We start from the raw sequence: 22,137 nt of genomic DNA, 5'->3' as shown, positions 1-22,137 counted from the left end.
CTTGCCTCAAGCGACAACGCATCGAGCCGGCACGGACCGGGCAGGGGAGGGACGATGAAGCAGACACATTGGACATTAGCGGCTGCGGCCGGTTTGGCGCTTGCGTCGGCGGGCGCCGCATCGGCGCAGCAGGCGCCGGCGGCCGCCGCACCGATCAAGATCGGTGTCGTGACGTTCCTCACCGGACCTGCGGCGAGTCCGTTCGGCGTGCCGAGCCGTAACGCCGCCGAGATCGTGATCGAGGCGCTGAACGCCGGCAAGGGACCTGCGCCTTATGCCACCGTGGGGTTCGGCGGGGCCAAGATCGAAGCCAAATATGTCGATGAGAGCGGCTCGACCGCTCAGGTCGTGACCGAGTATCGCAACCTCGTGCAGCGCGACCAGATGGACGCCGTGATCGGCTATATCTCGTCGGGAAGCTGCCTTGCCGTGACGCCGGTCGCCGAAGAGCTCAAGGCGCTGACGGTCTACTTTGACTGCGGCACACCGCGCATCTTCGAAGAGGCGCCGCGCAAATACGTGTTCCGTCCGGAGCCGCACGCGACCATGGATAATGTCGCGGCTGCGCGGTTCCTGCTCGCGAAGAAGAAAGACATCACAGCCTTCTCCGGCATCAATCAGAACTACGCCTGGGGCCAGGACTCCTGGCGCGACTTCGTCGGCGCGATGAAGGTCCTGGCGCCGAAAGCCACGGTCGAAAAGGAGCTCATGCCGAAACTGTTCGCGGGCGAGTACGGCGCGGAGATTTCGACACTGCTCACCTCGAAGTCGCAGGTGGTGCATACGAGCTTCTGGGATGGCGATCTCGAAGGCTTCGTCTATCAGAGCCAGGCCCGAGGCCTGAGCAAGCGCATGCCGATCCTCGGCACTGCGGTTGAGTCGGTGATCTGGCGCCTCAAGGACAAGCTGCCCGACGGCACCATCATCGGCGCCCGCGGCGCCAATGGTCCGCTCGCGCCCGACAACGTCTACAGCAAGTGGTTCAAACAGATCTACACGGAGCGCTACAACTCGCCGCCGAACTATCCGGCCTATCAGATGGCGCTCTCGATCCTCGGCACCAAGGTGGCGTGGGAGAATGCGCAGAAGAAGAAGGGCGGCGGCCGGCCGACCACGGACGAGGTCGCGGCGGCTTACGAAGGGATCACCTTCGAGGCGCCGAGCGGTCCGGTGAGGATGGCGCTCGGCAACGGCCACCAGGGCATTCAGGACACCGCCTACGGCATCTATAAATGGAACAAGCAGAAGAACGACAGCGAGGTCGTCGACATCATGCGCTTCCCGGCCGAATGCGTGAATCCGCCGGCCGATCAGAACGCCGATGATTGGATCAAGAACGGCATGAAGGGCGCCAAATGCTAAGGCGCGAAATGCTAAGGCGCCAAATGTCAGGTCGCTGAATGCTGGCGAATGTTTCGGACGCGGCGTTGCTTGAGCGTAAGCGAAATGCGGCGCCGCTGATCCGGGACCGTTTCAGACTTTGAATTCGCAATGTCCCGGGCTCGCGCCCGGGACACGTATGCTGCGGCTCTCATACAGGACATTTCGTGCTCACCGCTTTTGCCATCGTCACGGACGGCCTGGTCTACGCGGCCTATCTGTTCCTCGTGGCGGTGGGACTGACGCTGATCTTCGGCGTGATGAAGATCCTCAACGTCACCCACGGCTCGTTCTACGCCTTCGGCGCCTATGGCGCGGCGACCGCCGCGGGGATCTGGTTCGATCGCGGACTGCCGGACGCCGGCGGTTTTCTGTTCATGGTGCTGATGGCGATGGCCATCGGGCTGGTGCTCGGCATGGTGCTCGAGCGCGGCATCCTTCGGCTGGTCTACGGCCGCGACGAGGTGGTCGTTGTCCTCGTGACCTATGCGGCATTCCTGATCCTCGAAGATGTCATCACCTTCATCTGGGGGCCGCGCTCTTACGCCGCCTATCAGCCGATGGTCGCGGCCGGCAGCATCGATGTCGGCGAACTCACGCTGTCGAACTACGACATCGGTCTGGTGGTGCTCGCTGCCGCGGTCGCAATCATCGGCCGGTGGGCGCTAAAATACACGCGCTATGGGCGGCTCCTCACTGTTGTGATCTTCGACCGCGAGACAGCCGCCGCCTACGGCATCAACGTCAAATTGGTCTACACCGTGACCTTCCTGATCGGCGCGATGCTCGGCGCGCTGGGTGGCGCACTCATGGCGCCAAAGATTTCCGTCACGCTCGGCATCGGTGTCGAGGTCATCGTGCTGGCCTTCGCCGTGGTCGCGATCGGCGGCATGGGCTCTGTCGAAGGCGCGCTGATCGGCGCCCTGATCGTGGGCCTGGCGCGCGCCGCCGCGGTGCACATCGCCCCGCAGCTCGAATTGTTCGTCATCTATGCCGTGATGGCGCTGGTGTTGGGCTTCCGGCCCTACGGCCTCTTCAGCCAGATTCAACCCAGGAAGATATGACCATGCGCCGAGGGTCATATCTGATCGGCGCATTGGCTTTCATCGTTGCGGCCGCGATCGCGCCGTGGCTACCGCCTTGGCTCGTCTCGCTCGCCACGATCGCGTTTGCCAACGCGCTGGTCGTGCTCGGGCTGATCATCCTGTGGCGCACCGGCCTCGTGCCCTTCGGGCAGGCGTTGTTCTATGCGGTCGGCGCTTACACCGTGGCGCTGCTCGGCCGCTACACGCCGATCCGCGACGTGTTTGTGGTTGTCATTGTTGGTGCGGTCTTTGCCGGGATCATCGCATGGCTGGTGGGCTTCCTGCTGGCGCGCTACCGCGAGATCTTCTTTGCCATGCTCAGCCTTGCGATGTCGATGATCCTGTACGGCATCCTGGTGAAGACCGAGACGCTCGGCTCGACCGACGGCTTCCATGTCGAGGCCGGCACGTTCCTGGGCTTCCGGCCGGACGGGCAGGAGCGCAATCTTGCGATCTATTGGCTGGTGCTGGGCTTCTCGGCCGTGCTCGCGTTTCTGGTTTCGCTCTACTTCAGTTCGGTCGCGGGCGCGCTCGGCAATCCGATCCGTGACAACGAGATACGCGTCGAGTTCCTCGGCATCTCGGTCGACCGGCTGATCCACCTCAAGCTCGTGATCTCCGGTGTATTGGCCGGTGTCGGCGGTGCGCTCGCGGCGCTTGCCGTGCAGCACGTCGATCCGGCCATGGCCTATTGGACCACGTCGGGCGGCTTCGTCTTCGTCACGATCCTGGCTGGCGCGGGCTCGGTCGCGGCGGCTTTCGTCGGCTCTCTGGTGTTCGAACTGGTGCGGTCGCTGGCGGTCGATTTCGTGCCCGGCGAGTGGCAGATGATCCTGGGCACCGTGCTGCTGCTCACCATCCTTTTCCTGCCCGATGGGCTCGGCTCGCTCGTGTCGCGGCTTCGCGGCAACAAGGCCGCGTCATGACCGGCATCCTCGAAGTCCGCGATCTGGAAAAGACCTTCGGCTCGGTGGTCGCCGCGCGCGATATCTCGGTGAGCGTGCCGGCGCAGCAGACCGTCGGCATCATCGGCGCCAACGGCGCGGGCAAGACCACCTTCGTCAACATGATCACCGGGCATCTGTCCCCGACCAAGGGCGCGATCCTGTTCGAGGACCGGGATATCACCGGGCTTCCATCGCGCGACATCACCCGGCTCGGCATCTCCCGTTCGTTCCAGGTGGCGCAAGTCTTTCCGACCATGACGGTGGTCGAGAACATGAGGATCGCTGCGGCCATCGCGAAGGGCCGGGCCGGCATCGTCAGCCAGATGTTCCAGTGGCTCGATGCGCCGGAGGCTGCCGCCGAGTCCGAGACCGCTCTTGAACTGTTCCAGATCGCACGTTACCGCGACGCCCGCGCCGCGACCCTGCCGCAGGGGATACGCAAGCTCCTCGATATCGCCATGGCAGTGGCCGGCGCACCGCGGCTGTTGCTGCTCGACGAGCCAACCAGCGGCATTTCCATCGAGGAGAAATACGGCCTGATGGAGGTCGTGATGTCCGCGCTGAAGACGCGGAAGATCACGGTGCTGTTCGTCGAGCACGACATGGACATCGTCGGCCGCTTCGCCGATCGGGTGCTGGCCTTCTACGACGGCACCGTGATCGCGGACGAAAAGCCTGACGCGGTGCTGTCCAATCCCAAGGTGCAGACGCTGATCAGCGGCACGCAGCGTGCCCATCTGGGGGCCGTCGATGTTTAAGGTCACGGACCTCAACGTCTCGATCGGCCCGGTGCCGGTCATCCGCAACGTCTCGCTCGCCATGGAAGAGGGCGAGATGTGCGGCCTGATCGGGCGCAACGGCGCCGGCAAGACCACGCTGATGCGAGCGCTGATGGGCGCGCTACCGGCCTCGGGCACGGCCGCGCTCGGCGACGTCGAACTTCTTTCACGACCTGGGCATGAAAGGGTGCATCACGGCATCGGCTATATGCCCGAGGACCGCCGCCTGGTGCCGCAATTCACCGTCGAGGAGAACATCCGGCTGCCGACCTGGACCACCAAGGTCGAGGGCATCGAGGACCGCCTCAACTGGATCTTCTCGATCATGCCGGAGGTCGAGAAATTCCGTACCCGCCGCGCGCTGGAGCTGTCCGGCGGCCAGCAGAAGCTGGTGGCGCTCGCCCGCGCGCTGATGGCCGGCCGCCGTATTCTGCTGTTGGATGAGCCGTTCGAGGGACTCGCGCCTGCTTTGGCGCGGCGGCTCGGCGAGGTGATGTCCAATCTCAAGAGCCAGGGCGTTTCGGTGCTGATCGCCGAATCGAACGAGGTCCATGTCGCCGACCTCCTGTCGCGCGCTTTCCGCATCGAGCGCGGTGCGGTTGCGGCGGTTTAGCCGTCCGCCGGCGCTGGCGGACCTGAATTCGGTCCACTAAATTTGGATTCCAGCAAACCTTGAGGCGAGGCTCCCATGGCCAAATTCGGAGTAGGACAAGCGGTGCGCCGGGTCGAAGACCAGCGCTTCCTGACCGGGCAGGGCCGCTATGTCGATGACATCGTGCTGCCGGCCATGTGCCACGGCGTCAACGTGCTGTCGCCGCACGCCCACGCGAAGATCAAGCGCATCGACGTGGCCAAGGCCAAGGCGGCGCTAGGCGTTCTCCTGGTGCTGACGGGGGCGGACGTTGCGGCCGACAAGCTTGGCGCCATGACGGCGGCCCTGATGCCGGAGGATTTCGGCGCACCGAAGGGCCACCGCACCTTCCAGCCGGCGCTGGTCGCCGACCGCGTCCGCCATGTCGGGGACCGCGTGGCTTTCGTGGTCGCCGAGACCTTGGCGCAGGCCCGCGATGCAGCCGAATTGGTCGAGGTCGATTACGAGCCGCTGCCCGCGGTGGTGAACATCGAGGACGCCGCCAAGCCCGATGCGCCGAAGGTGTGGGACGACAATCCGGCCGGCAACAACGCCTTTCGCCTGATGTTCGGCGAGCAGGCCGCGACTGACGCGGCCTTCGCCAAGGCCAAGCACGTGGTCAAGCTTCGCGTCGAGAACAACCGGCTGTCGCCGGTGTCGATGGAGCCGCGCGTCGCGATCGGCGATTACGACAAGGCCAACGACTTCTTCACGCTGTACGCTGCTTCGCAGAACCCGCACGGCCTGCGTATGGAGCTCTCTCATGTTTTCCATGTGCCGGAGAACCAGATCCGTGTGGTGTCGCCCGATGTCGGTGGCGGCTTCGGGCTCAAGGGCGGGGCGTTCCCCGACGATCTTCTCGTCATGTGGGCCTCAAAAAAGCTTCGCCGCCCGGTGAAGTGGGTCGCCTCGCGCAGCGAAGCGATGCTGAACGACCATCACGCCCGCGAGATGGTCTACTACGGCGAGCTTGCGCTCGACGAGCACGGCAAGATTCTCGCGTTGCGCTCCAAATCGCTGTTCCAGATGGGCGCGTATTTCGTCGGCGCAGCGCTTGCGGCCGGCGCGTTCTCGATCCGCTTCGTGCCGGCGGCCTACGACATCCAGACCATGCACATCATGTCGCAAGGCCTGTTCACCAACACCTCGCAGAGCGGACCCTACCGCGGCGCGGGGCGCCCGGAGGCGGCCTACTTCATGGAGCGGCTCATCGAGCATGCCGCGCGCCAGATCGGCATGGAGCCCGCCGAACTGCGCCGGCGCAATCTCATCCCGCCGACGAAGCTGCCTTACACCACGCCGACGCACTTCGTTTACGACTCGGGTGAGTTTGTCCGCCTGATGGACCAGTGCATGGCGACCAGCGACTGGAAGGGCTATGCGGCACGCAAGAAGGAATCGCACAAGAACGGCAAGCTGCGCGGCCGCGCAGTGAGCTTCTATATCGAGTTCGGTGGCATCTTCAACGAGCGCATGGAGCTCAAGTTCGATCCGTCCGGCGCGCTGACGGTCTATGGCGGCACGCACTCGCACGGCCAAGGCCATGCGACCGTGTTCGCGCAGCTTGCCCACGAGATGCTGGGCGTGCCCTTCGAGCAGATCCGTTACGTGCAGGGCGACACCGCGCAGGTGCAGATCGGCCGCGGCACCTATGGCGCGCGCAGCATGGTGGTCGGCGGCAACGCGCTCAAGGCAGCCGCCGACGTCATGATCGAGAAGGGCAAGAAGATGGCCGCCGCCATGATGGAGGCGGACGCCGGAGATATCGAATTCAAGGAAGGCACGTTCCTGGTCACCGGCACCGACAAGCAGATCAAGCTCGTCGACGTTGCCAAGGCCTCTTATGCGCCGATGGGGCCGCTGACCAACAAGTTCGGCATCGGCCTCGATGCGGCCGGCTCCTTCGATCCGACGCCGCCGAGCCATCCCAACGGCTCCCATGTGGTCGAGCTCGAAGTCGATCCGGAGACCGGGCAGGTGACCATCGACCGCTTCTTCGTCGTCGACGATCTCGGCCGCATCATCAACCCGATGATCGTGAAGGGCCAGCAGCAGGGCGGCGTGGTGCAGGGCATCGGCCAGGCGCTGCTCGAGCACCAGGTCTATGACCGCGGGAGCGGCCAGCTTCTCACCGGCAGCTTCATGGACTACGCCATGCCGCATGCGGCGCAGATGCCGAATGTCGATTGCGCGCTGGAGGAGATTCCCTGCAAGACCAATCCGCTCGGCGTGAAGGGCATCGGCGAAAGCGGCACCATCGGTGCGCCGCCAACCATCATGAACGCGCTGATCGATGCGCTCTCGCCGCTCGGCGTCGATCAGATCGACATGCCGGCAACGCCGCTGCGCGTCTGGGAGGCGATCCAAAAGGCGAAGGATAAACAGGCAGCGGCCTGAAGCAATCCTTTGTTTGTTAGGGCAAACGTGCTTCTCACCCCGTCATCCTGAGGTGCCCGCCAAAGGCGGGCCTCGAAGGATGCGGCCCCGAAATCCCGGGCCGTCGCCCTTCGAGGCTCGCCATAGCGCGTCGAAGACGCGCGTAAACGCGCTAATGGCTCGCCCGTCAGGGTGACGGGGATAGATCGGATCACAATGACATGAAGACTTTTGTCTTGGTCCACGGCACGTGGAGTGGCGGCTGGATGTGGCGCACTGTCGCCGAACGGCTGCGCGCCGAAGGCCATACGGTCTACACGCCGACGCTCACAGGCTTGGGCGAGCGTGAGCATCTCGTATCGCGCCAGACCAATCTCGACACCCACATCCAGGACATCGCCGGTGTGATCGCCTGCGAGCAACTCGACGACGTGGTGCTGGTCGGCACGAGCTACGCGGGCCTGGTGATCTCCGGCGTCGCCGACCGGATCACCGACAAGATCGACGCGCTGATCTATTTGAACGCCGCCTTGCCGGCGAACGGCAAATGCATGCTCGACACTGTCTCGGCGGAGCGCCGCGCCACCGTGCAGAGGCTCGCCGACGAGCAGGGCGACGGCTACCGCATTCCGTCATCGCTGGTGCTCGACACCGGCATCGAGAACGAGCAGGCGCGCGACGCGTTTCTGGCGCGTATGAGTCCGCATCCGCTGCCGTCGCTGCTGCAGCCGATCAGCCTGACCGGACGGTACACGCAGGTGCCGCGCAAGGCCTACGTGCTCGCCACGAAAAAGGTCTCGCACCATTTTCAGGAATATTACGACTGGGCCGCGAAACAGCAGGGCTGGACAGCGCACACCATCGCGTCGCATCACTATCCAATGGCCACCATGCCCGAGGCGACGGCGGCCTTGCTGATGGAAATTGCGGACTCGTGAAATGATCGATCGGTTTACCTACTCCAACCCGCCGACACGCGTGCTGTTCGGCGGCGGCACCATCGGAGAAATCCGCGCGGAAGCCTTTCGCGCCGGCATGTCGAGACTGCTGATCCTTTGCTCCAAGGGGCGCCGCGAGCTTGCGGATACGGTCGCTGGGCTTCTTGGCGACATGAATGTCGGCACCTGCGATGCCGCCGTGCCGAACATGCCGCAGGAGGCGTTCGACGTGGTCCGCGAGCAGTTGCAAGCCACCAAGGCCGACGGCTTCGTCGCGCTCGGTGGCGGCTCGGCGATCGGCCTGGCGAAATCGGTGGCTGCGTCGACGCGGTTTCCGTTCATCGGCGTGATCACGACGCTGTCGGGCTCGGAAATGTCGTCACGGTGGGCGTTGGGGCGAGGGCTCGGCCGCAAGGCCGGCGACGACCAGCGGGCATTGCCGACGGTTGCGATCTACGATCCTGACCTGATCCAAGGCCTGCCGCCGCGCGTGATGGCGGCGAGCGGCATGAATGCGTTGGCGCATGCGGTGGAGTCGCTTTACGGCGAAGGCACCAATCCGGTGGTGCAGACGCTCGCCGAGGACGCCATCGCGCGCCTTGGCACTCACCTGCCAAAGGCCGTCGCGGACCCGAGCAACGCCGGTGCACGCAGCGAAGCCTTGTATGGCGCTTGGCTCGCGGCAAGCTTCCGCTCGTCGATCTGCATCCATCACGTCATCGCGCAGCAGGTGCGGCAGCTGTTCGATCTCGATCATGCGCAGACGCATGCGGCGGTGCTGCCTTATGCACTAGCCTTCAATGCGCCGGCCATTCCGGCGGCGATGGAAAAGCTGCGCCGCGCACTGAAGACCGACGACCCGCCGGGCGCGATCTACCAATTGAACCAGACGATGGGCCTTCCCGCGAGCCTCGCCGGCGTCGGCATGCCGGCCGAGCGGCTCGCCGACGCGGTCGACGTCGTGATGAAGGTGAAGGGCTACAACCCCAGGCCCTATGCCCACGTCGACGTCAAAGCGATCCTCGAACGCGCACTCGCGGGCGAGCCGCCGCGAACCGACGGGTGATGGCACCCGAATTGCTTTCCACGTACGCCGTCAATCTGCAGAGAGAATTCCGATGATGTTCCGCGCCGCCCCAATCCTTGCCGTACTCGCGATCCTCGCAGGCAATCCCGCTCATGCAGACGAGAAGTATCCGGAGCGGCCGGTGCGGCTCGTCGTGCCGTTTGCGCCGGGTGGCGTGGTCGATGTCATGGGTCGGCTGCTCGCGCAAAAGCTTGGCGACCAACTCGGGCAGAACTTCTTCATCGAGAACCGCGGCGGCGGTGCGGGCAACACCGGCGCTGCGCTGGCCCAGGCCGCTGCGCCGGACGGCTACACCATCCTGTTCACAAGCTCGACATTCCTGGTGAACCCTGCGCTGCAAAAGGTGCCATACGACCCGGTCGCGGGCTTTGCGCCGATCACCATCACCAGCGCGTCGCCGAACATCCTGGTGGTCAATCCGGCACAGTCCGCGAAAACAGTCGCCGAACTCGTGGCCGCGATCCGCCAGGCGCCGGAGAAGTACAGCTTCGGCTCGACCGGCTACGGTTCGCCGGCGCATCTGCAAGGCGAGATGTTCAAGCTCGCCTACAAGCTCGATCTGCAGCACGTGCCGTTCAGCGGCGGCGGGCCCGCGCTGCAATCCGCCGTCTCCGGCGTCGTGCCGATGACATTCTCCGCGTTGCCGCCGGCCGTTCCGATGGTGAGTTCAGGGCTCTTGCGTGCACTCGCGGTGGTCGGGCCGGAACGAGTCAGCGCGCTTCCCGATGTGCCGACCATGGCCGAAGCGGGACTGTCGGGCTTCGACACCCAGACCAACCTGTTCGCGCTGGCGCCGGCGGGGACGTCGCGGACGATCATCAACGCGCTCTACGCGGCGTTCGCCAAGGCGATCCGCGACCCCGAGGTGCAGCAGAAGTTCGCCGTGCTGGGCTTCAAGGCGGTGGGAACCACGCCGGAGCAAACCGCGCAGCACATCAAGGATGAGCTCGGGCTGTGGGTGAAAGTCGCGCGCGACGCCAACCTGAAGCAGCAGCAGTAAGCCCCGACAGATGACGGGGCGAGCGTCTTCGGTGTAATTTGCTGCATCCGACGACGAGATAAGAACACGCCCAGGGAGCGAAATGCTGGCACAGGCAGAAGCGGATTCCGTCACGGCCGCTGTGGCGGATTGGCTGGCGCGGTTTGAGCGCGCCGCGATTGCGCCCGGTGCCGGCGAGCTTGGGTCGCTGTTTCATCCCGAAAGCTATTGGCGCGACGTGCTGGCGCTGACCTGGCGCATCGACACTTTCGAGGGGCGGAACGCCATCCTGAAAGAGCTTCCGGCGCACGCGTCCCGTGCGAAACCGGGGAGCTTCCGCATCGCGCCGCGTCGAACCGTGCCGCGTCGGGTGACCCGCGCCGGCACCGATGCGATCGAGGCGATCTTCACATTCGAAACCGCGCAGGGTCGCGGCAGCGGCCTGCTGCGGCTCATTCCGGACGCCAAGGATGGCGGCACGCTCAAGGCCTGGACGCTGCTCACGACGCTCGACGAGTTGAAGGGCCATGAGGAGCGGCTCGGCCGTGACCGGCCGCAGGGCAAGGCCTATTCGCGCGATTTCCGCGGACCCAACTGGCTCGATCTGCGCAAGGCCTCGGCCGAATATGCCGACCGCGATCCGGACGTGCTGGTGGTCGGCGGCGGACACGCTGGGCTCGGAATCGCCGCGCGTCTCACTCAGTTGCAGATCGACACGTTGATCGTCGACCGTCTGCCGCGCATCGGCGACAACTGGCGCAAGCGCTATCACGCGCTGGTCTTGCACAACCAGGCGCACGTCAATCATCTGCCGTACATGCCGTTCCCGCCGAACTGGCCGGCCTATATCCCCAAGGACAAGCTCGCCGCCTGGTTTGAGGCCTACGTCGAGAGCATGGAGCTGAACTACTGGGCCGGCACTGAGTTCGAAGGCGGCACCTATAACGACAAGACGCAGCGCTGGTTCGTTACGCTGCGCCGCGCCGACGGCAGCAAGCGCGAGATGCATCCGCGCCACATCGTGCTGGCGACCGGTGTGAGCGGCATCCCGAATCTTCCGGATATCCCGACGCTGCGTAATTTCGGCGGCACGGTGCTCCACTCGAGCCAGTACCAGGACGGCAGTGCGTGGAAGGGGAAGAGGGCTCTGATCATCGGCTCCGGCAACAGCGGCCACGATATCGCGCAGGACCTGCACTCGGACGGCGCCAAGGTCACGCTGGTGCAGCGCAGCCCGACGATGATCGTCAATGTCGAGCCGAGCGCGCAGCTTCCCTATGCGCTCTACGACGAAGGGCCGTCGCTCGAGGATTGCGATCTCATCACCACGTCCGTGCCGCTGGCGCTCGCCAGGAAAAGCCACGTCATGCTGACCGAGCAGGCCAAGAAGCTCGACCAGGGCATGCTCGATGCGCTCACGGGTCTCGGCTTCAAGATCGATTTCGGCGAGGACGGCACCGGCTGGCAGTTCAAATATCTCACCCGCGGCGGCGGCTACTACTTCAACGTCGGCTGCTCCGACCTGATCATCAATAAAGAGGTCGGGCTGGCGCAGTTTTCCGATATCGACGCGTTCGTGAAAGACGGCGCGCGAATGAAGGGCGGCGAAACGTTGCCCGCCGACCTGATTGTGCTTGCGACCGGCTACAAGGGCCAGGAGGCGCTGGTCAGCAAGTTGTTCGGCGACGAGATCGCGGCGCGTGTCGGTCCGATCTGGGGATTCGGCGGCGGCCAGGAACTGCGCAACATGTTCACGCGCACGCCGCAGCCCGGGCTGTGGTTCATCGCCGGCAGTTTCGCCCAGTGCCGCATCTATTCGAAGTATCTCGGCCTTCAGATCAAGGCGTGCGAGACAGGGCTGCTGCCCCGCGCAGGCGAATAAGACGGCAGTTCCGCGGCTTCCTTGACCCGCCTGTTCTGGATTAAGGTTTCGCCAAGGTCGAGGAATCAGTGCAGGCGAGACAGCGAACAATTCGTTTGATTTGGCTGGCCGTCGGGACTTCGATCGTCCTGCCGTGCCTGATCTTCGGATACTCGGCTTGGATCTCCTATCGGGACCTTCAGGCGCTCGCCCATGAGCGCCTGGTCCGCTCCTTGGATACCCAGCAGGAAGAAGCCCAAAAAACATTCGAGCTGATCGATCTGACGATCCAGAATGCCTTGAGGCTTCTGGCCGGGATGTCGGCGGACGACATCCGCGCCAACGAGCAAAAGCTGCACCTGGAACTCGAGAAGCTGTCCGACTCCGTGGAGGCGGTTCAGTCCATCGCGGCATACGGAACAGACGGCGTCACGCTGACATCGTCGCTGTTGTACCCGGCACCCCGCCTAAGCTACGCCGACCGCGACTTCATGCAGGCGCATCTGAAAGACAACGTCGGCACCTTCTACGGACAGGTGTATGTCCCAACGACGCTGGCCGAGCCGTTCTTCACGGTCAGCAGACGCATCGAGAATGACGGCAAGTTTGTCGGGGTGCTGGAGATTTCAGTCCTGCCGAGCAACATCTTCCGGTTTTTCTCCACGCTCATTTACACGCGCGGACTGCAATACGCATTGGTTCGCGAGGATGGATTGTTCCTCGTCCGTTATCCCGCCGTGCCGGCGGACGCACCCATCTGGCTTGGGGAAAACACGGGCTTTCGCCGCACCGTTCGAGCGAGCACGGCCGGCGGATTCTATTCTTCGATTTCCCCGGTCGATAACGTGCAAAGAAATTACGCGATCCGCAGAGTCGGAACGCGGCCGTTGTATCTCACCGCCGGCATCGAAAGCGCTGCCGTTCAACAGCAATGGCTGTCCGGCCGTGGAGCGCAGCTCGCTTATGGGCTGCCTGCGACGCTCTTCCTCGTTCTGACGCTGTGGACGGTGTTGCGTCGAACCGAGAGTCTCTACGCGGAAATCGATCGACGTGGGCTGGCCGAAGAGGCTTTGCGGCGTTCGCAAAAACTGGAAGCGATCGGACATCTGACGGGTGGAGTCGCCCACGATTTCAACAATCTGCTGACCATCATCCTGGGCAACCTGGACGGATTGCGGCGTCAGCTTAACGACGCAGATCCCAAGATCGTTCGCCGGGTGGACAATGCGCTGCATGGCGCAAACCGGGCCGCCACGCTGACCAAGCGGTTGCTGGCGTTTTCGCGACAGCAGCCGCTTCGTCCCGTGCCGATTGATCTCAATCAACTGATGAACGGCCTGTCCGATTTCCTGCAGCGGGCGCTCGGCGAGCAGATCTCTCTCGAAGTGGTTGGCAGCGGCGGGCTCTGGCCGGTCGAGGTTGATTCCGCCGAACTCGAAGCGGTGTTGATCAACCTGGCCGTCAACGCGCGTGACGCGATGCCGGCCGGTGGCAAACTGACGATCGAGGCCGGTAATGCCGTTCTCGATGAGGCTTACCGCCAACGAAACGAGGACGTGCAGCCCGGAGAGTATGTCCGGATCGCCGTGACGGATACAGGCTCGGGAATGACCAGCGAGGTGTTGGAACGGGCTTTCGAGCCGTTCTTCACCACCAAGCAGGCCGGTCAAGGCACCGGGCTCGGGCTGAGCCAAGTCTACGGCTTCGTGAAGCAGTCGGGCGGCCATGTGAAGATCTACAGCGAGCCTGGCGACGGCACGACCGTCAAACTTTATCTGCCCCGCTATCACGGGGCAGTCGTTGTTCAAGATCAGACGCCAGCCGAGCCGGTCCGTGGCAAGGCAAGTGAGCTCATCCTCGTGGTCGAAGATGACGCGGAGGTGCGCTCGTATATCGTCGAGACGCTGGCCGGGCTGGGATATCGGGTTCTGGATGCGAAGAGCGGCGAGGATGCTCTCGGTGTGCTGGAGCAGCACCGCGATCTGCGCCTTCTTCTGACCGACGTCGTGATGCCCGGGATGAACGGGCGCATGCTGGCCGATGAAGCGCAGAAGCGACTGCCGGGGCTGAAGATCCTCTACATGACCGGATATTCGCGCAACGCAATCGTCCATCACGGGCGGCTCGACTCGGGTGTCCACCTGATCGAGAAGCCCGTCGCCGTCGACCAATTGGCCGGCAAGGTCCGAAGCCTGTTGGACAGCTGACGCCAGCGACGATCAATTTAGTAGCGCGATACCAAAGGCGTCGGAGACGATTGCATTCGCCTGCGAGTGTGATGGCCTCACGGCCGCGATCCGCTCACGGACGAGTGAGCTTTTCACGCGCCCATGCACGTCCTTGTGAGCGGAGATCATCTTGCCTGCACATCGTTGTGAGGCGAGGGCATGAACGCAAAGCCGCCGTTGTAGAGACGGTCGCGGACGTGCTTATGCGCGCCAGCCGAAATCAATCGGCACCAGGGAAAGAACCGACCCAACATGAAATCATCCTTCAATGTCGCCGAACACGGAGGTGGCTCCTATCGCCTGCTGGCGCTCCTCCGTTGGGTGATGGTCGTCATCTTTGTTTCGTTCGGCATGCAAAAGTTTACGTTGCAGTCGGCGCAAGGCATCGTTCAGTTCATCAGCAACAGCCCGTTTGTTTCGTGGCTGTCGGTGTTCGGCTTCAGGGGAGAAGCCTATTTCCTGGGTGTGGTCGAGTTCGCCATTGCAGCGTTGCTTGCGGCCGGGGCCTTCAGCCCGATCATGTCCGCTATGGGTTCGCTGATGGGAATCGTCACCTTTGCGATCACGTGGTCGTTTTTCTTCACGACTCCAGGCGTTGTGAAATGGAGTTTGTCGACCGACCCCATGGCCTGGAATCTGGCTGGCGAGTTTCTGTTCAAGGACATCGTCCTGCTTTGCGTTTGCGTCGTGTTGTTCCTGGCTTCTCTGCCGAAATCCGTTTTCCGATTGCGAACGGCCTAGAGCCGCCAAGGCACGATGGACCGGCGCTGCGATGCTTTGCCGCGAACCGGTCAATTCATCGACGCGATGCCGAAAGCGCCGGATGTTTCGATCGCCTGGCCAGGGCCGGCGGCAAGCCCTTCGGCCGTGATGTATTGCCGTGGCGCGACGATGAAGTGGTACGTCTTCCCGGCGTCGGCCTTGAAGCGATAGCTGTAGCGGCTGCCGGACGAGGCCGAGACCGTCAGCACCACCTGGCCCGGCGCGACCGCGGCGGAATATTCGTCAGTGACCGCCATGGTGGCGACCTCCGCGCCGTTCACCGAAAGCTTCGCCGGGGTGATCATCATGCTGGGGCTGCTCGCGCGAGAGACGGCGAGGCTGGCCATGCCGGCAGGCGGCGGCTTGTCCTCAGCGGCGTCCTGCGCTGTCAGGCAGCCGGCGAGGCCAAGAGCCAAGCTGAGACAGAGCATGGGTAGGGCAGGTCGCGTTGGCCTCATGAAGCAGTCAGATGCAACGCTGGTGCCATTAGCCGGATCGGGGGCTTAGGAGGGGGCTCGGACGTTCCGTCGCACAAAAATCATAAGATGATATCTTTACTATCTTTGATGTCGGGCTTATTCTCTACCCATGGCCGCGCAGGTTCTGCCATTTGCCGCGAAAGCCGGGGCCCGAAGCTTCGTTCCGGGGCGCTCGGCGTCGCTGTCGTCGCAGATCGTTTCCGACATCCGCGATGCGCTGTTCGCCAAGGTGTTCGCGCCGGGTGATTTCCTGGGCACCGAGAACGACATCGCGCAGCGTTACGGCGTGAGCCGGATCGTGGCGCGCGATGCGTTGCGCACGCTCGAAGCGCTCGGTATCGCCGAGATCAAGATGGGGAAGGGCGGAGGCGCACGCGTGGCGCGCGGCAATCCGAACCTGTTCGCCGAGGCGCTGGCCGTGCAACTCGACCTGATCGGCGTCACCGCCAACGAGATCATGGACGCGCAGCGCGCCATCGAATGCCTCGCGGCTGAGTTGGCCGCCGAGCACGCGACCGATGAGGATTTCCAGAAGCTCCGTGAGCTTCTGGCCGATGCCGAAAACAGCATCGGCAACGCCGAACGCTTCACGCAGCTTGGCGCTGCGTTCCATCTCGCGGTCGCGGAAGCCTCGCACAACCGCGTGCTGGTGGTGCAACTCGTGTCGCTGCAGCACGTGTCATGGCCCAGGCGCAATCCGACGCTGACGCCGAAGGTCGCGCACCACATTGTCGACGTGCACAGGGAGCTGCTGGCGCTGATCGAGATGCGCGACGGCGCGGGCGCCCGCAAGCTGATGGACGACCACGTCAAGATGATCCGCGCCCGCCGCGTCACCGAGGACGCGAAGGGCAAGCACATGAGTTCAAAGCATACCGGCGTCGATTGCTGTTGACGCCGGGAAGACACCGCAAGGGACGTTCAAACAGAAAGGACAAGGAGGACATCATGGCCAAGGACAAATTCATCATCGAGCCGCATTTCCGCCTGCACGAGTGGGTGGCGCAGGAGAAGGGCTACTTCATCGACGAGGGTCTCGACTACGAGTTCCGCGAACTCGTGCAGTCGAGCGATGGCGCTTCACAGCAGCTTGGCGACAAGGTCGGCGCGATGCAGACCTTCGAACAGGGCCGCAAGTCGGACATCTCCTGCGCCTGCCACTGGACCGTGAACGTCGCCGCGACCAAGGGCCACGGCAAGCTTTACGGCGACGTCTATCAGGTGTCGACCTGCGGCATCTTCGTGCCGCCCGACTCCAAGGTGAAGGTGCCGGAGGATCTCGCCGGCGTTCCGATTTCGGTGGGCTATCAGTCCGGCAGTCACTACGCCACGATCCAGGCGCTCGAGCAGTTCATCCCGCAAGACAAGATCAACCTGTCGTTCAAGGACGGCCTGGTGTTCGGCCGCATGGAGAAGCTGCTGAACGGCGAAGTGCCGGCCTGCACGCTGTTCTCCGGACCGTATTATTTCGCCGAGCAACTGGGCTTCAAAAAGGTGCTCGACTGCACCTTCATGATGGCGACCATGCTCACCGGCGACCCGGATATGGATGATGTGAAGAAGTTCTTCCATGCCTTGAAGCGGGCGCAAGCCGACATCGATCTGCGGCCGGAGCTCTACACCAAGCACTACGCCAAGGAATTCCCCAAGCGCTTCCACGCCAAGATGGATACGCGGCGCTGGGGGCCGGGCGAGCGCATCGTGTTCGAGCCGTATTCGCGCGAGATCTTCGAGGACTCGCGCTCCTGGATCCAGGAGCACGGCATCATCGAGAACAACGATCTCGGCTCGCAGAGCTATGAGAAGGCCGTGGTGCGGCTGACGGCGTGAGTCTCTCCGCTGTCATTCCGGGGCGCGCCGAAGGCGCGAACCCGGAATCCAGTACCGGAAAGACTGCCGCTGTTGCTGGATTCCGGATCGCCGCTTCGCGACGTCCGGAATGACGGCGGCGAAGTCTAACCCTTCGCCTCCGCCACGCGCAGGCCGATGTAGCGGTCGAGCGTGGCGTGATCGTTCAGCAGGTCCTGCGAGCGGGCACGGTGCACGACCGTGCCGCGCTCGAGCAGAATTGCGTGCTCGGTGAGCGACAGCGCCACCTCGACGTGCTGTTCCACGAGAATCACCGCGGTGCCTTCCTCGACGATCATCCGCCGCAAGCCGCGCACCAGCTCTTCGACGATGATCGGCGCCAATCCTTCCAGCGGCTCGTCGAGCAACAGCAGCGACGGATTGGTCATCAACGCCCGCGCCGTGGCCAGCATCTGCTGCTCGCCGCCGGAGAGCTGATTGCCCTTGGACAGCCGGCGCTCTTTCAGGCGCGGAAAGAATTGATAGGCCGCATCGAGGTCCCAGCGGCCGGGCCGGGCCGCGACCGTGAGGTTCTCCTCGACCGTGAGATTGGCGAAAATCTCGCGCTCCTGTGCCACCCAGCCGATGCCGGCCTGGGCGCGGCGGTGCGGCGGCATGCGGCTGATGTCCTGACCGCGCCAGACGATCGTGCCGCGCCGGAGCTGGGTGAAGCCCATCAGCGTCAGCAACAAGGTGCTCTTGCCGACGCCGTTGCGCCCCAGCACCGCGAGACTGCCGCGCTCCGCCACATCGAATGAGATATCGTCGAGCACGACGGCTTCGCCATAGCCGGCGCGGACGTTCTTGAAGGAGAGGAGGGCGTCAGCCGAATCAGCCATGCGCGCCTCCGAGATAGACCTCGCGCACGCGCGGGTCGGCGGCGATTTCGGTCGGCGTGCCTTCGAGCAGAATGCCGCCGCTGACCATCACGATGATGCGGCTCGCAAGCCGGAACACCAGCTCCATGTCGTGCTCGATGAACAGTACGGTGATGTCTTTGGACAGGTTGTTGATCGCGGTGAACAGTTCGGCGCTTTCGTCGCGCGGCACGCCGGCGGCGGGCTCGTCGAGCAGCAGCACCTTGGGCTTGGTCGCGAGCGCCAGGGCGATCTCGAGCAGCCGCTGCTGGCCATAGGCGAGGTGCCGCGTCTCCCGCGTGCAGACCGGCCCGAGCATCAGAGATTCCAGGATGGCGTGAGCCTCGTCCACCGCGGCGCGGTAGTCGGCGGTGCGCCGCCACCAGGTGCGGGCGATTTTATCTCGCTCGCAGATCGTCAGCGTCACGGCTTCCAGCGGGGTGAGATGCGGAAACAAGCTGTTGATCTGGAAGGTGCGGACAAGGCCGCGCCGCACCCGCTGCTCGGGGCCGAGCGCGGTGATGTCCTCGCCGTCGAGCAGGATCTGACCGCCGTCCGGCCGCAGCATGCCGGTCATCAGGTTGATCAGCGTGGTCTTGCCGGCGCCGTTCGGGCCGATCAGCGCGTAGCGCACGCCTGCCGGCAGTGCGATGCCGATATTGTTGGCGACCACCAGAGAGCCGAAGCGCTTGTTGAGGCCGCTGGTCGCGAGCGCTGGGCCGCTCATGTCCGGCGCCCTCCGGACCACAGCGATGAAAGCGGTGCGATCAGCCAGCCGAACCAGCGCCGGCCGCGGGCGGTGTCGATGAGCTGCGCGAGACCGCCGAGGATGCCGTTCGGCAGGAACAGCACGACCGCGATCAGGAGAATGCCGATCGGGAAGTACCAGTACTGCGGGTTGACGCCCGAGAACTGGTCGCGGGCCACCATGTAGATCGTGGCGCCGATCAGGCCTCCGTAAAGACGTCCGGTGCCGCCAAGAATGAGCATCACCAGGATGTCGGCGGAGCGCGGGAAACCCAGCACTTCGAGCGACACCGTCTCGGTGGTCTGGGTCAGGATCGCGCCGGCGATACCGGCCATGACGCCGGCGATGGTGTAGACCTTGCGGATGTGCGGCTTGCTCTCGGCGCCGATCGCGCGCATGCGCAGCGCGTTCTCGCGGATGCCGCGCAGCGCGAGCCCGAACGGCGAGTTGATCAGCCGCCGGCTCATCAGGAAGAACAGGAACAGCACGATCAGCGCGTAAGTGTAGGCGGTGTATCCATAGAGGTCGAAGGTGAACACCCCGAGCAACGGCCACATATGAACGCCCTGCAGGCCGTCGGCGCCGCCGGTGAGCCAGCTTGCGCTGTTGGCGAGTTCGACCAGCAGCAGTCCGAAGCCGAGCGTGATCATGATCAGCGCGAGATGGCGGAAGCGCGCGATGACGAAGCTCATCAGAAAGCCCATGAGGCCAGCAACGAAGCCTGCCATCAGAAGGCCGGTGATCGGCTCGCCCCAGCCCCACTTCGAGACGAGGCCCGCCGTGTAGGCGCCGACGCCGAAGAACGCCGCATGGCCGAGCGAGACGATGCCGGCATAGCCCAGGATCAGGTCGAGGGAGAGCGCAAACAGCGCCGAGATCGCGACCTGGCTCGCCAGCACCAGATAGTCCGGCGTCAGTACAAACGGCAGCAGGGTCGCGAGCCAGAACAGCACCTCAGCGAGGCGCCAACGGGTCTGGGCTTCCAGCTGTTCAATCGGAGAGCCGATGGCGGCGGAGGGCATCGCCATGTCAGCGCCGCCCGAATATGCCGGAGGGGCGCCACATCAGCAGCGTCAGCATCACCAGATAGATGAGGAATGAGCCGATGGCGGGGAAATAGTACTTCCCGGCCATGTCGCTGATGCCAAGGAGCATGGCGGCCGCAAAGGTGCCGCCAATGGAGCCTAAGCCTCCGACCGCGACAACGATCAGCACGTAGACGAGGTAAGCCAGCGCAAACGACGGATCGAGGCCGACGATGTCGATGGCGAGTGCGCCGCCGAGGCCGGCCAGGCCGCTGCCGAGCGCGAAGGTGATGGCGAACGCCTTGTCGACATTGATGCCGAGCCCGCGCGCCATGCGCTGGTTGTCGACCGCGGCGCGGATCTGAGCGCCGAGCCGGGTGTACTCCAGCGTGATCACCAGCAACACCGTGACCACCAGCGCAAACAGGATCAGGAAGATGCGATAGGCTCCGAACGTCAGCCCGCCGACATGGATCGAGCCGCGCAGATAGCCCGGCAGCGACACCGGCTGCTGGTTGGTGGTGTAGATGTAGGTCGTCACTGCGATCGACACGAACACGATGCCGATGGTCAGCAGGCATTGGTCGAGATCGCTCGACCGGTACAGCCTGCGGAACATCGTGCGCTCGAACACCACGCTGATGGCGCCCGCGACGATGAACGCCACGGGGAGAGTGGCGAGGAACGGCCAGCCCAGCCGGTTCATCAGGGTCACGGTGACGTAGCCGCCGATCATGCCGAAGGTGCAGTGCGCGAGGTTGACGAAATTCATCATCCCGAGCGTGACCGACAGCCCGACCGACAGCAGGAACAACAGCATGCCATAGGCGAACCCGTCGAACAGGACGCCAACAACGGAAATCATCGCGGTCGCCCCCCTCGGCCGCCCGGCATGCTGTGATCGTCCTTACCGATTGCCTTGCTTGCTCGTCTTACTTGCCCATCGCCGCCTTGATCGGGTCCTTGACGTTCTCGATCTTGTCGATGTCGACATTGACGAGCTTGCCGCCGACCTTTTCGACGCGGCGAATATAGACCGTCTCGATGACGTCGCGGGTCTCCGGATCGATCGACATCGGCCCGCGCGGGCTTTCCCAGCTCAGGCCCTTGGCGGCGGCGATCAGCTTCTCACCGTCGGTGTTGCCGCCGGTCTTCTTCAGCGCCTCGTAAATAACGTGCATGCCGTCATAGCCGCCGACCGAGAACATGTCGGGGTTGCGCTTGTAGTCGGCGTTGTACTCGGCCACGAACTTCTTGTTCATCGCCGACTGGTGGTTGGCGTCATAATGGAACGCCGTGATGATGCCGAGCCCATCGTCGCCCATGCCCTTCAGCGACTCGTCGAAGGTGAGTTCGCCCTGACCGAGGATCTTGGTCTTGGTCTTGTCGATGCCGCGCTCGGCGATGCTCTTGCCGATCGCGGCCGGCTGCGTGCCGCCGGGCACCCAGATGTAGATCGCATCGGGCGCGAGGTCCTTGGCGCGCTGCAGGAATGCAGTGAAGTCCTGATTTGCCACCGGATAGCGCGCCGAGCCGATGATCTCGCCGCCGCCGTCCTTGAAGCCTTTCTGGAAAGCGGCTTCGCCGTCATGGCCGGGGCTGAAATCTGAGACGAGCGTATAGGCCTTCTTGATGCCATTCTTGGCGGCCCAGCGGCCGAGCGCCTCGTTGACGGCCGGCACTGTGAACGACGTGCGCACCATGTAGGGCGATTTCGTCGTGATGATCGAGGTCGCGGCGTTCATGTTGACCATGAACTTCTTGGCCTGGGCCGACACATCGGCGGCGGCCAGCGCGTTCGGCGTGAGATCGAAGCCTGCGATGATGTCGGCCTTGTCGCGCACGATCGCTTCCTGGGTAAGGCGCTTGGCCACGTCCGGTGCGATGCCGCCGTTATCTTTGCGGATGATCTCGATCTTCTTGCCGGCGACCGTGTCGCCGTGATCCTTCATATAGAGCTTGATGCCGTTTTCGATCTGCGCGCCGCTGTCGGCAAACTGTCCCGAATAGGACATGATGACTGCGATCTTGACAGTGTCCTCGGCCTGGGCGGCGATGGGCGTGGCTGCCGCGAGCAGCAGCGCGGCGGTCAGAGTGAGCCCGGTTTTTGCTTGTCGCATGAGGTCC

At 64.1% G+C, this 22,137-nt stretch carries 20 protein-coding genes; 14 read left to right on the top strand and 6 right to left on the bottom strand.

Going from position 1 to position 22,137, the window contains the following annotated elements; genetic code table 11:
- Window positions 1-54: 54 nt before the first annotated feature.
- From RHPLAN_RS24960 to RHPLAN_RS24905, 12 genes are all read left to right on the top strand, one after another.
- The gene (locus RHPLAN_RS24960; protein WP_068023559.1) at window positions 55-1,362 is read left to right on the top strand and encodes an ABC transporter substrate-binding protein; all 1,308 of its coding nucleotides are present in this window, start codon (window positions 55-57) and stop codon (window positions 1,360-1,362) included.
- Between the two features lie 185 nt (window positions 1,363-1,547).
- Complete coding sequence (locus RHPLAN_RS24955) at window positions 1,548-2,444, top strand: branched-chain amino acid ABC transporter permease (protein ID WP_068023557.1); 897 nt, start codon at window positions 1,548-1,550, stop codon at window positions 2,442-2,444.
- A gap of 2 nt (window positions 2,445-2,446) precedes the next feature.
- The gene (locus RHPLAN_RS24950) at window positions 2,447-3,391 is read left to right on the top strand and encodes a branched-chain amino acid ABC transporter permease (protein ID WP_068031801.1); all 945 of its coding nucleotides are present in this window, start codon (window positions 2,447-2,449) and stop codon (window positions 3,389-3,391) included.
- Window positions 3,388-4,170: an ABC transporter ATP-binding protein gene (locus RHPLAN_RS24945; RefSeq protein ID WP_068023554.1), complete on the top strand. Its 783-nt coding sequence runs from the start codon at window positions 3,388-3,390 to the stop codon at window positions 4,168-4,170. The genes RHPLAN_RS24950 and RHPLAN_RS24945 overlap by 4 nt, the downstream gene beginning before the upstream one ends.
- On the top strand, window positions 4,163-4,804 hold the full coding sequence (locus RHPLAN_RS24940) for an ABC transporter ATP-binding protein (protein ID WP_068023552.1): 642 nt from the start codon (window positions 4,163-4,165) through the stop codon (window positions 4,802-4,804). Before RHPLAN_RS24945 ends, RHPLAN_RS24940 begins: the two co-directional genes overlap by 8 nt.
- A 75-nt stretch (window positions 4,805-4,879) precedes the next feature.
- Entirely contained in the window at window positions 4,880-7,219 is a 2,340-nt protein-coding gene (locus RHPLAN_RS24935) for a xanthine dehydrogenase family protein molybdopterin-binding subunit (RefSeq protein ID WP_068023550.1), read from the top strand.
- 200 nt (window positions 7,220-7,419) lie between these two features.
- Window positions 7,420-8,136 carry an alpha/beta fold hydrolase gene (locus RHPLAN_RS24930; protein WP_068023548.1) on the top strand — a complete coding sequence of 239 codons (717 nt, stop codon included), beginning with the start codon at window positions 7,420-7,422 and terminating at the stop codon, window positions 8,134-8,136.
- A 1-nt stretch (window position 8,137) separates the two neighbouring features.
- On the top strand, window positions 8,138-9,202 hold the full coding sequence (locus RHPLAN_RS24925) for a maleylacetate reductase (protein WP_068023545.1): 1,065 nt from the start codon (window positions 8,138-8,140) through the stop codon (window positions 9,200-9,202).
- A 52-nt stretch (window positions 9,203-9,254) separates the two neighbouring features.
- Window positions 9,255-10,223 (top strand): tripartite tricarboxylate transporter substrate-binding protein, encoded by a 969-nt coding sequence (locus tag RHPLAN_RS24920; protein ID WP_068023543.1) that lies wholly within the window; start codon window positions 9,255-9,257, stop codon window positions 10,221-10,223.
- Window positions 10,224-10,305: 82 nt separating this feature from the next.
- Complete coding sequence (locus tag RHPLAN_RS24915) at window positions 10,306-12,084, top strand: flavin-containing monooxygenase (protein ID WP_068023540.1); 1,779 nt, start codon at window positions 10,306-10,308, stop codon at window positions 12,082-12,084.
- 68 nt (window positions 12,085-12,152) lie between these two features.
- Window positions 12,153-14,270, top strand: a complete 2,118-nt coding sequence (locus RHPLAN_RS24910; RefSeq protein WP_198164480.1) for an ATP-binding protein — start codon at window positions 12,153-12,155, stop codon at window positions 14,268-14,270.
- Between the two features lie 273 nt (window positions 14,271-14,543).
- Window positions 14,544-15,032, top strand: a complete 489-nt coding sequence (locus RHPLAN_RS24905) for a YkgB family protein (RefSeq protein WP_068023537.1) — start codon at window positions 14,544-14,546, stop codon at window positions 15,030-15,032.
- A gap of 50 nt (window positions 15,033-15,082) precedes the next feature.
- Here RHPLAN_RS24905 and RHPLAN_RS24900 read toward each other — a convergent pair whose 3' ends face one another.
- The gene (locus RHPLAN_RS24900; RefSeq protein ID WP_068023534.1) at window positions 15,083-15,484 is read right to left on the bottom strand and encodes a hypothetical protein; all 402 of its coding nucleotides are present in this window, start codon (window positions 15,482-15,484) and stop codon (window positions 15,083-15,085) included.
- A 157-nt stretch (window positions 15,485-15,641) separates the two neighbouring features.
- Here RHPLAN_RS24900 and RHPLAN_RS24895 point away from each other — a divergent pair, with 157 nt between their 5' ends.
- Together RHPLAN_RS24895 and RHPLAN_RS24890 are read left to right on the top strand one after the other, a co-directional pair.
- Window positions 15,642-16,427: a FadR/GntR family transcriptional regulator gene (locus tag RHPLAN_RS24895; protein ID WP_068023531.1), complete on the top strand. Its 786-nt coding sequence runs from the start codon at window positions 15,642-15,644 to the stop codon at window positions 16,425-16,427.
- 53 nt (window positions 16,428-16,480) lie between these two features.
- Window positions 16,481-17,362, top strand: coding sequence for an ABC transporter substrate-binding protein (locus RHPLAN_RS24890; protein WP_068023528.1), 882 nt, complete (start codon window positions 16,481-16,483; stop codon window positions 17,360-17,362).
- Between the two features lie 125 nt (window positions 17,363-17,487).
- On the opposite strand, the gene RHPLAN_RS24885 is transcribed toward RHPLAN_RS24890, so the two are convergent.
- The 5 genes from RHPLAN_RS24885 to RHPLAN_RS24865 all read right to left on the bottom strand — a co-directional run bounded on the left by RHPLAN_RS24885 (window position 17,488) and on the right by RHPLAN_RS24865 (window position 22,130).
- Window positions 17,488-18,219: an ABC transporter ATP-binding protein gene (locus tag RHPLAN_RS24885; protein WP_068023526.1), complete on the bottom strand. Its 732-nt coding sequence runs from the start codon at window positions 18,217-18,219 to the stop codon at window positions 17,488-17,490.
- Entirely contained in the window at window positions 18,212-18,964 is a 753-nt protein-coding gene (locus RHPLAN_RS24880) for an ABC transporter ATP-binding protein (RefSeq protein ID WP_068023524.1), read from the bottom strand. The genes RHPLAN_RS24885 and RHPLAN_RS24880 overlap by 8 nt, the downstream gene beginning before the upstream one ends.
- The gene (locus tag RHPLAN_RS24875; protein WP_084245487.1) at window positions 18,961-20,013 is read right to left on the bottom strand and encodes a branched-chain amino acid ABC transporter permease; all 1,053 of its coding nucleotides are present in this window, start codon (window positions 20,011-20,013) and stop codon (window positions 18,961-18,963) included. Before RHPLAN_RS24875 ends, RHPLAN_RS24880 begins: the two co-directional genes overlap by 4 nt.
- A gap of 1 nt (window position 20,014) precedes the next feature.
- Window positions 20,015-20,875 carry a branched-chain amino acid ABC transporter permease gene (locus RHPLAN_RS24870; protein WP_068023521.1) on the bottom strand — a complete coding sequence of 287 codons (861 nt, stop codon included), beginning with the start codon at window positions 20,873-20,875 and terminating at the stop codon, window positions 20,015-20,017.
- Window positions 20,876-20,942: 67 nt separating this feature from the next.
- Window positions 20,943-22,130, bottom strand: a complete 1,188-nt coding sequence (locus RHPLAN_RS24865) for an ABC transporter substrate-binding protein (protein ID WP_068023518.1) — start codon at window positions 22,128-22,130, stop codon at window positions 20,943-20,945.
- Between the last annotated feature and the right edge of the window lie 7 nt (window positions 22,131-22,137).

Source organism: Rhodoplanes sp. Z2-YC6860 (assembly GCF_001579845.1).
Classification (GTDB): domain Bacteria; phylum Pseudomonadota; class Alphaproteobacteria; order Rhizobiales; family Xanthobacteraceae; genus Z2-YC6860.
This window is presented reverse-complemented; position numbering and strand designations above follow the sequence as displayed.

What these genes read in the sequence shown, in the direction of transcription:
- RHPLAN_RS24960 (WP_068023559.1), top strand. Translation starts at nt 55, where the DNA reads ATGAAGCAGACACATTGGACATTAGCGGCTGCGGCCGGTTTGGCGCTT.
- RHPLAN_RS24950 (WP_068031801.1), top strand. Translation starts at nt 2,447, where the DNA reads ATGCGCCGAGGGTCATATCTGATCGGCGCATTGGCTTTCATCGTTGCG.
- RHPLAN_RS24945 (WP_068023554.1), top strand. Translation starts at nt 3,388, where the DNA reads ATGACCGGCATCCTCGAAGTCCGCGATCTGGAAAAGACCTTCGGCTCG.
- RHPLAN_RS24940 (WP_068023552.1), top strand. Translation starts at nt 4,163, where the DNA reads ATGTTTAAGGTCACGGACCTCAACGTCTCGATCGGCCCGGTGCCGGTC.
- RHPLAN_RS24935 (WP_068023550.1), top strand. Translation starts at nt 4,880, where the DNA reads ATGGCCAAATTCGGAGTAGGACAAGCGGTGCGCCGGGTCGAAGACCAG.
- RHPLAN_RS24930 (WP_068023548.1), top strand. Translation starts at nt 7,420, where the DNA reads ATGAAGACTTTTGTCTTGGTCCACGGCACGTGGAGTGGCGGCTGGATG.
- RHPLAN_RS24925 (WP_068023545.1), top strand. Translation starts at nt 8,138, where the DNA reads ATGATCGATCGGTTTACCTACTCCAACCCGCCGACACGCGTGCTGTTC.
- RHPLAN_RS24920 (WP_068023543.1), top strand. Translation starts at nt 9,255, where the DNA reads ATGATGTTCCGCGCCGCCCCAATCCTTGCCGTACTCGCGATCCTCGCA.
- RHPLAN_RS24915 (WP_068023540.1), top strand. Translation starts at nt 10,306, where the DNA reads ATGCTGGCACAGGCAGAAGCGGATTCCGTCACGGCCGCTGTGGCGGAT.
- RHPLAN_RS24905 (WP_068023537.1), top strand. Translation starts at nt 14,544, where the DNA reads ATGAAATCATCCTTCAATGTCGCCGAACACGGAGGTGGCTCCTATCGC.
- RHPLAN_RS24900 (WP_068023534.1), bottom strand. Translation starts at nt 15,484, where the DNA reads ATGCTCTGTCTCAGCTTGGCTCTTGGCCTCGCCGGCTGCCTGACAGCG.
- RHPLAN_RS24895 (WP_068023531.1), top strand. Translation starts at nt 15,642, where the DNA reads ATGGCCGCGCAGGTTCTGCCATTTGCCGCGAAAGCCGGGGCCCGAAGC.
- RHPLAN_RS24890 (WP_068023528.1), top strand. Translation starts at nt 16,481, where the DNA reads ATGGCCAAGGACAAATTCATCATCGAGCCGCATTTCCGCCTGCACGAG.
- RHPLAN_RS24885 (WP_068023526.1), bottom strand. Translation starts at nt 18,219, where the DNA reads ATGGCTGATTCGGCTGACGCCCTCCTCTCCTTCAAGAACGTCCGCGCC.
- RHPLAN_RS24880 (WP_068023524.1), bottom strand. Translation starts at nt 18,964, where the DNA reads ATGAGCGGCCCAGCGCTCGCGACCAGCGGCCTCAACAAGCGCTTCGGC.
- RHPLAN_RS24875 (WP_084245487.1), bottom strand. Translation starts at nt 20,013, where the DNA reads ATGGCGATGCCCTCCGCCGCCATCGGCTCTCCGATTGAACAGCTGGAA.
- RHPLAN_RS24870 (WP_068023521.1), bottom strand. Translation starts at nt 20,875, where the DNA reads ATGATTTCCGTTGTTGGCGTCCTGTTCGACGGGTTCGCCTATGGCATG.
- RHPLAN_RS24865 (WP_068023518.1), bottom strand. Translation starts at nt 22,130, where the DNA reads ATGCGACAAGCAAAAACCGGGCTCACTCTGACCGCCGCGCTGCTGCTC.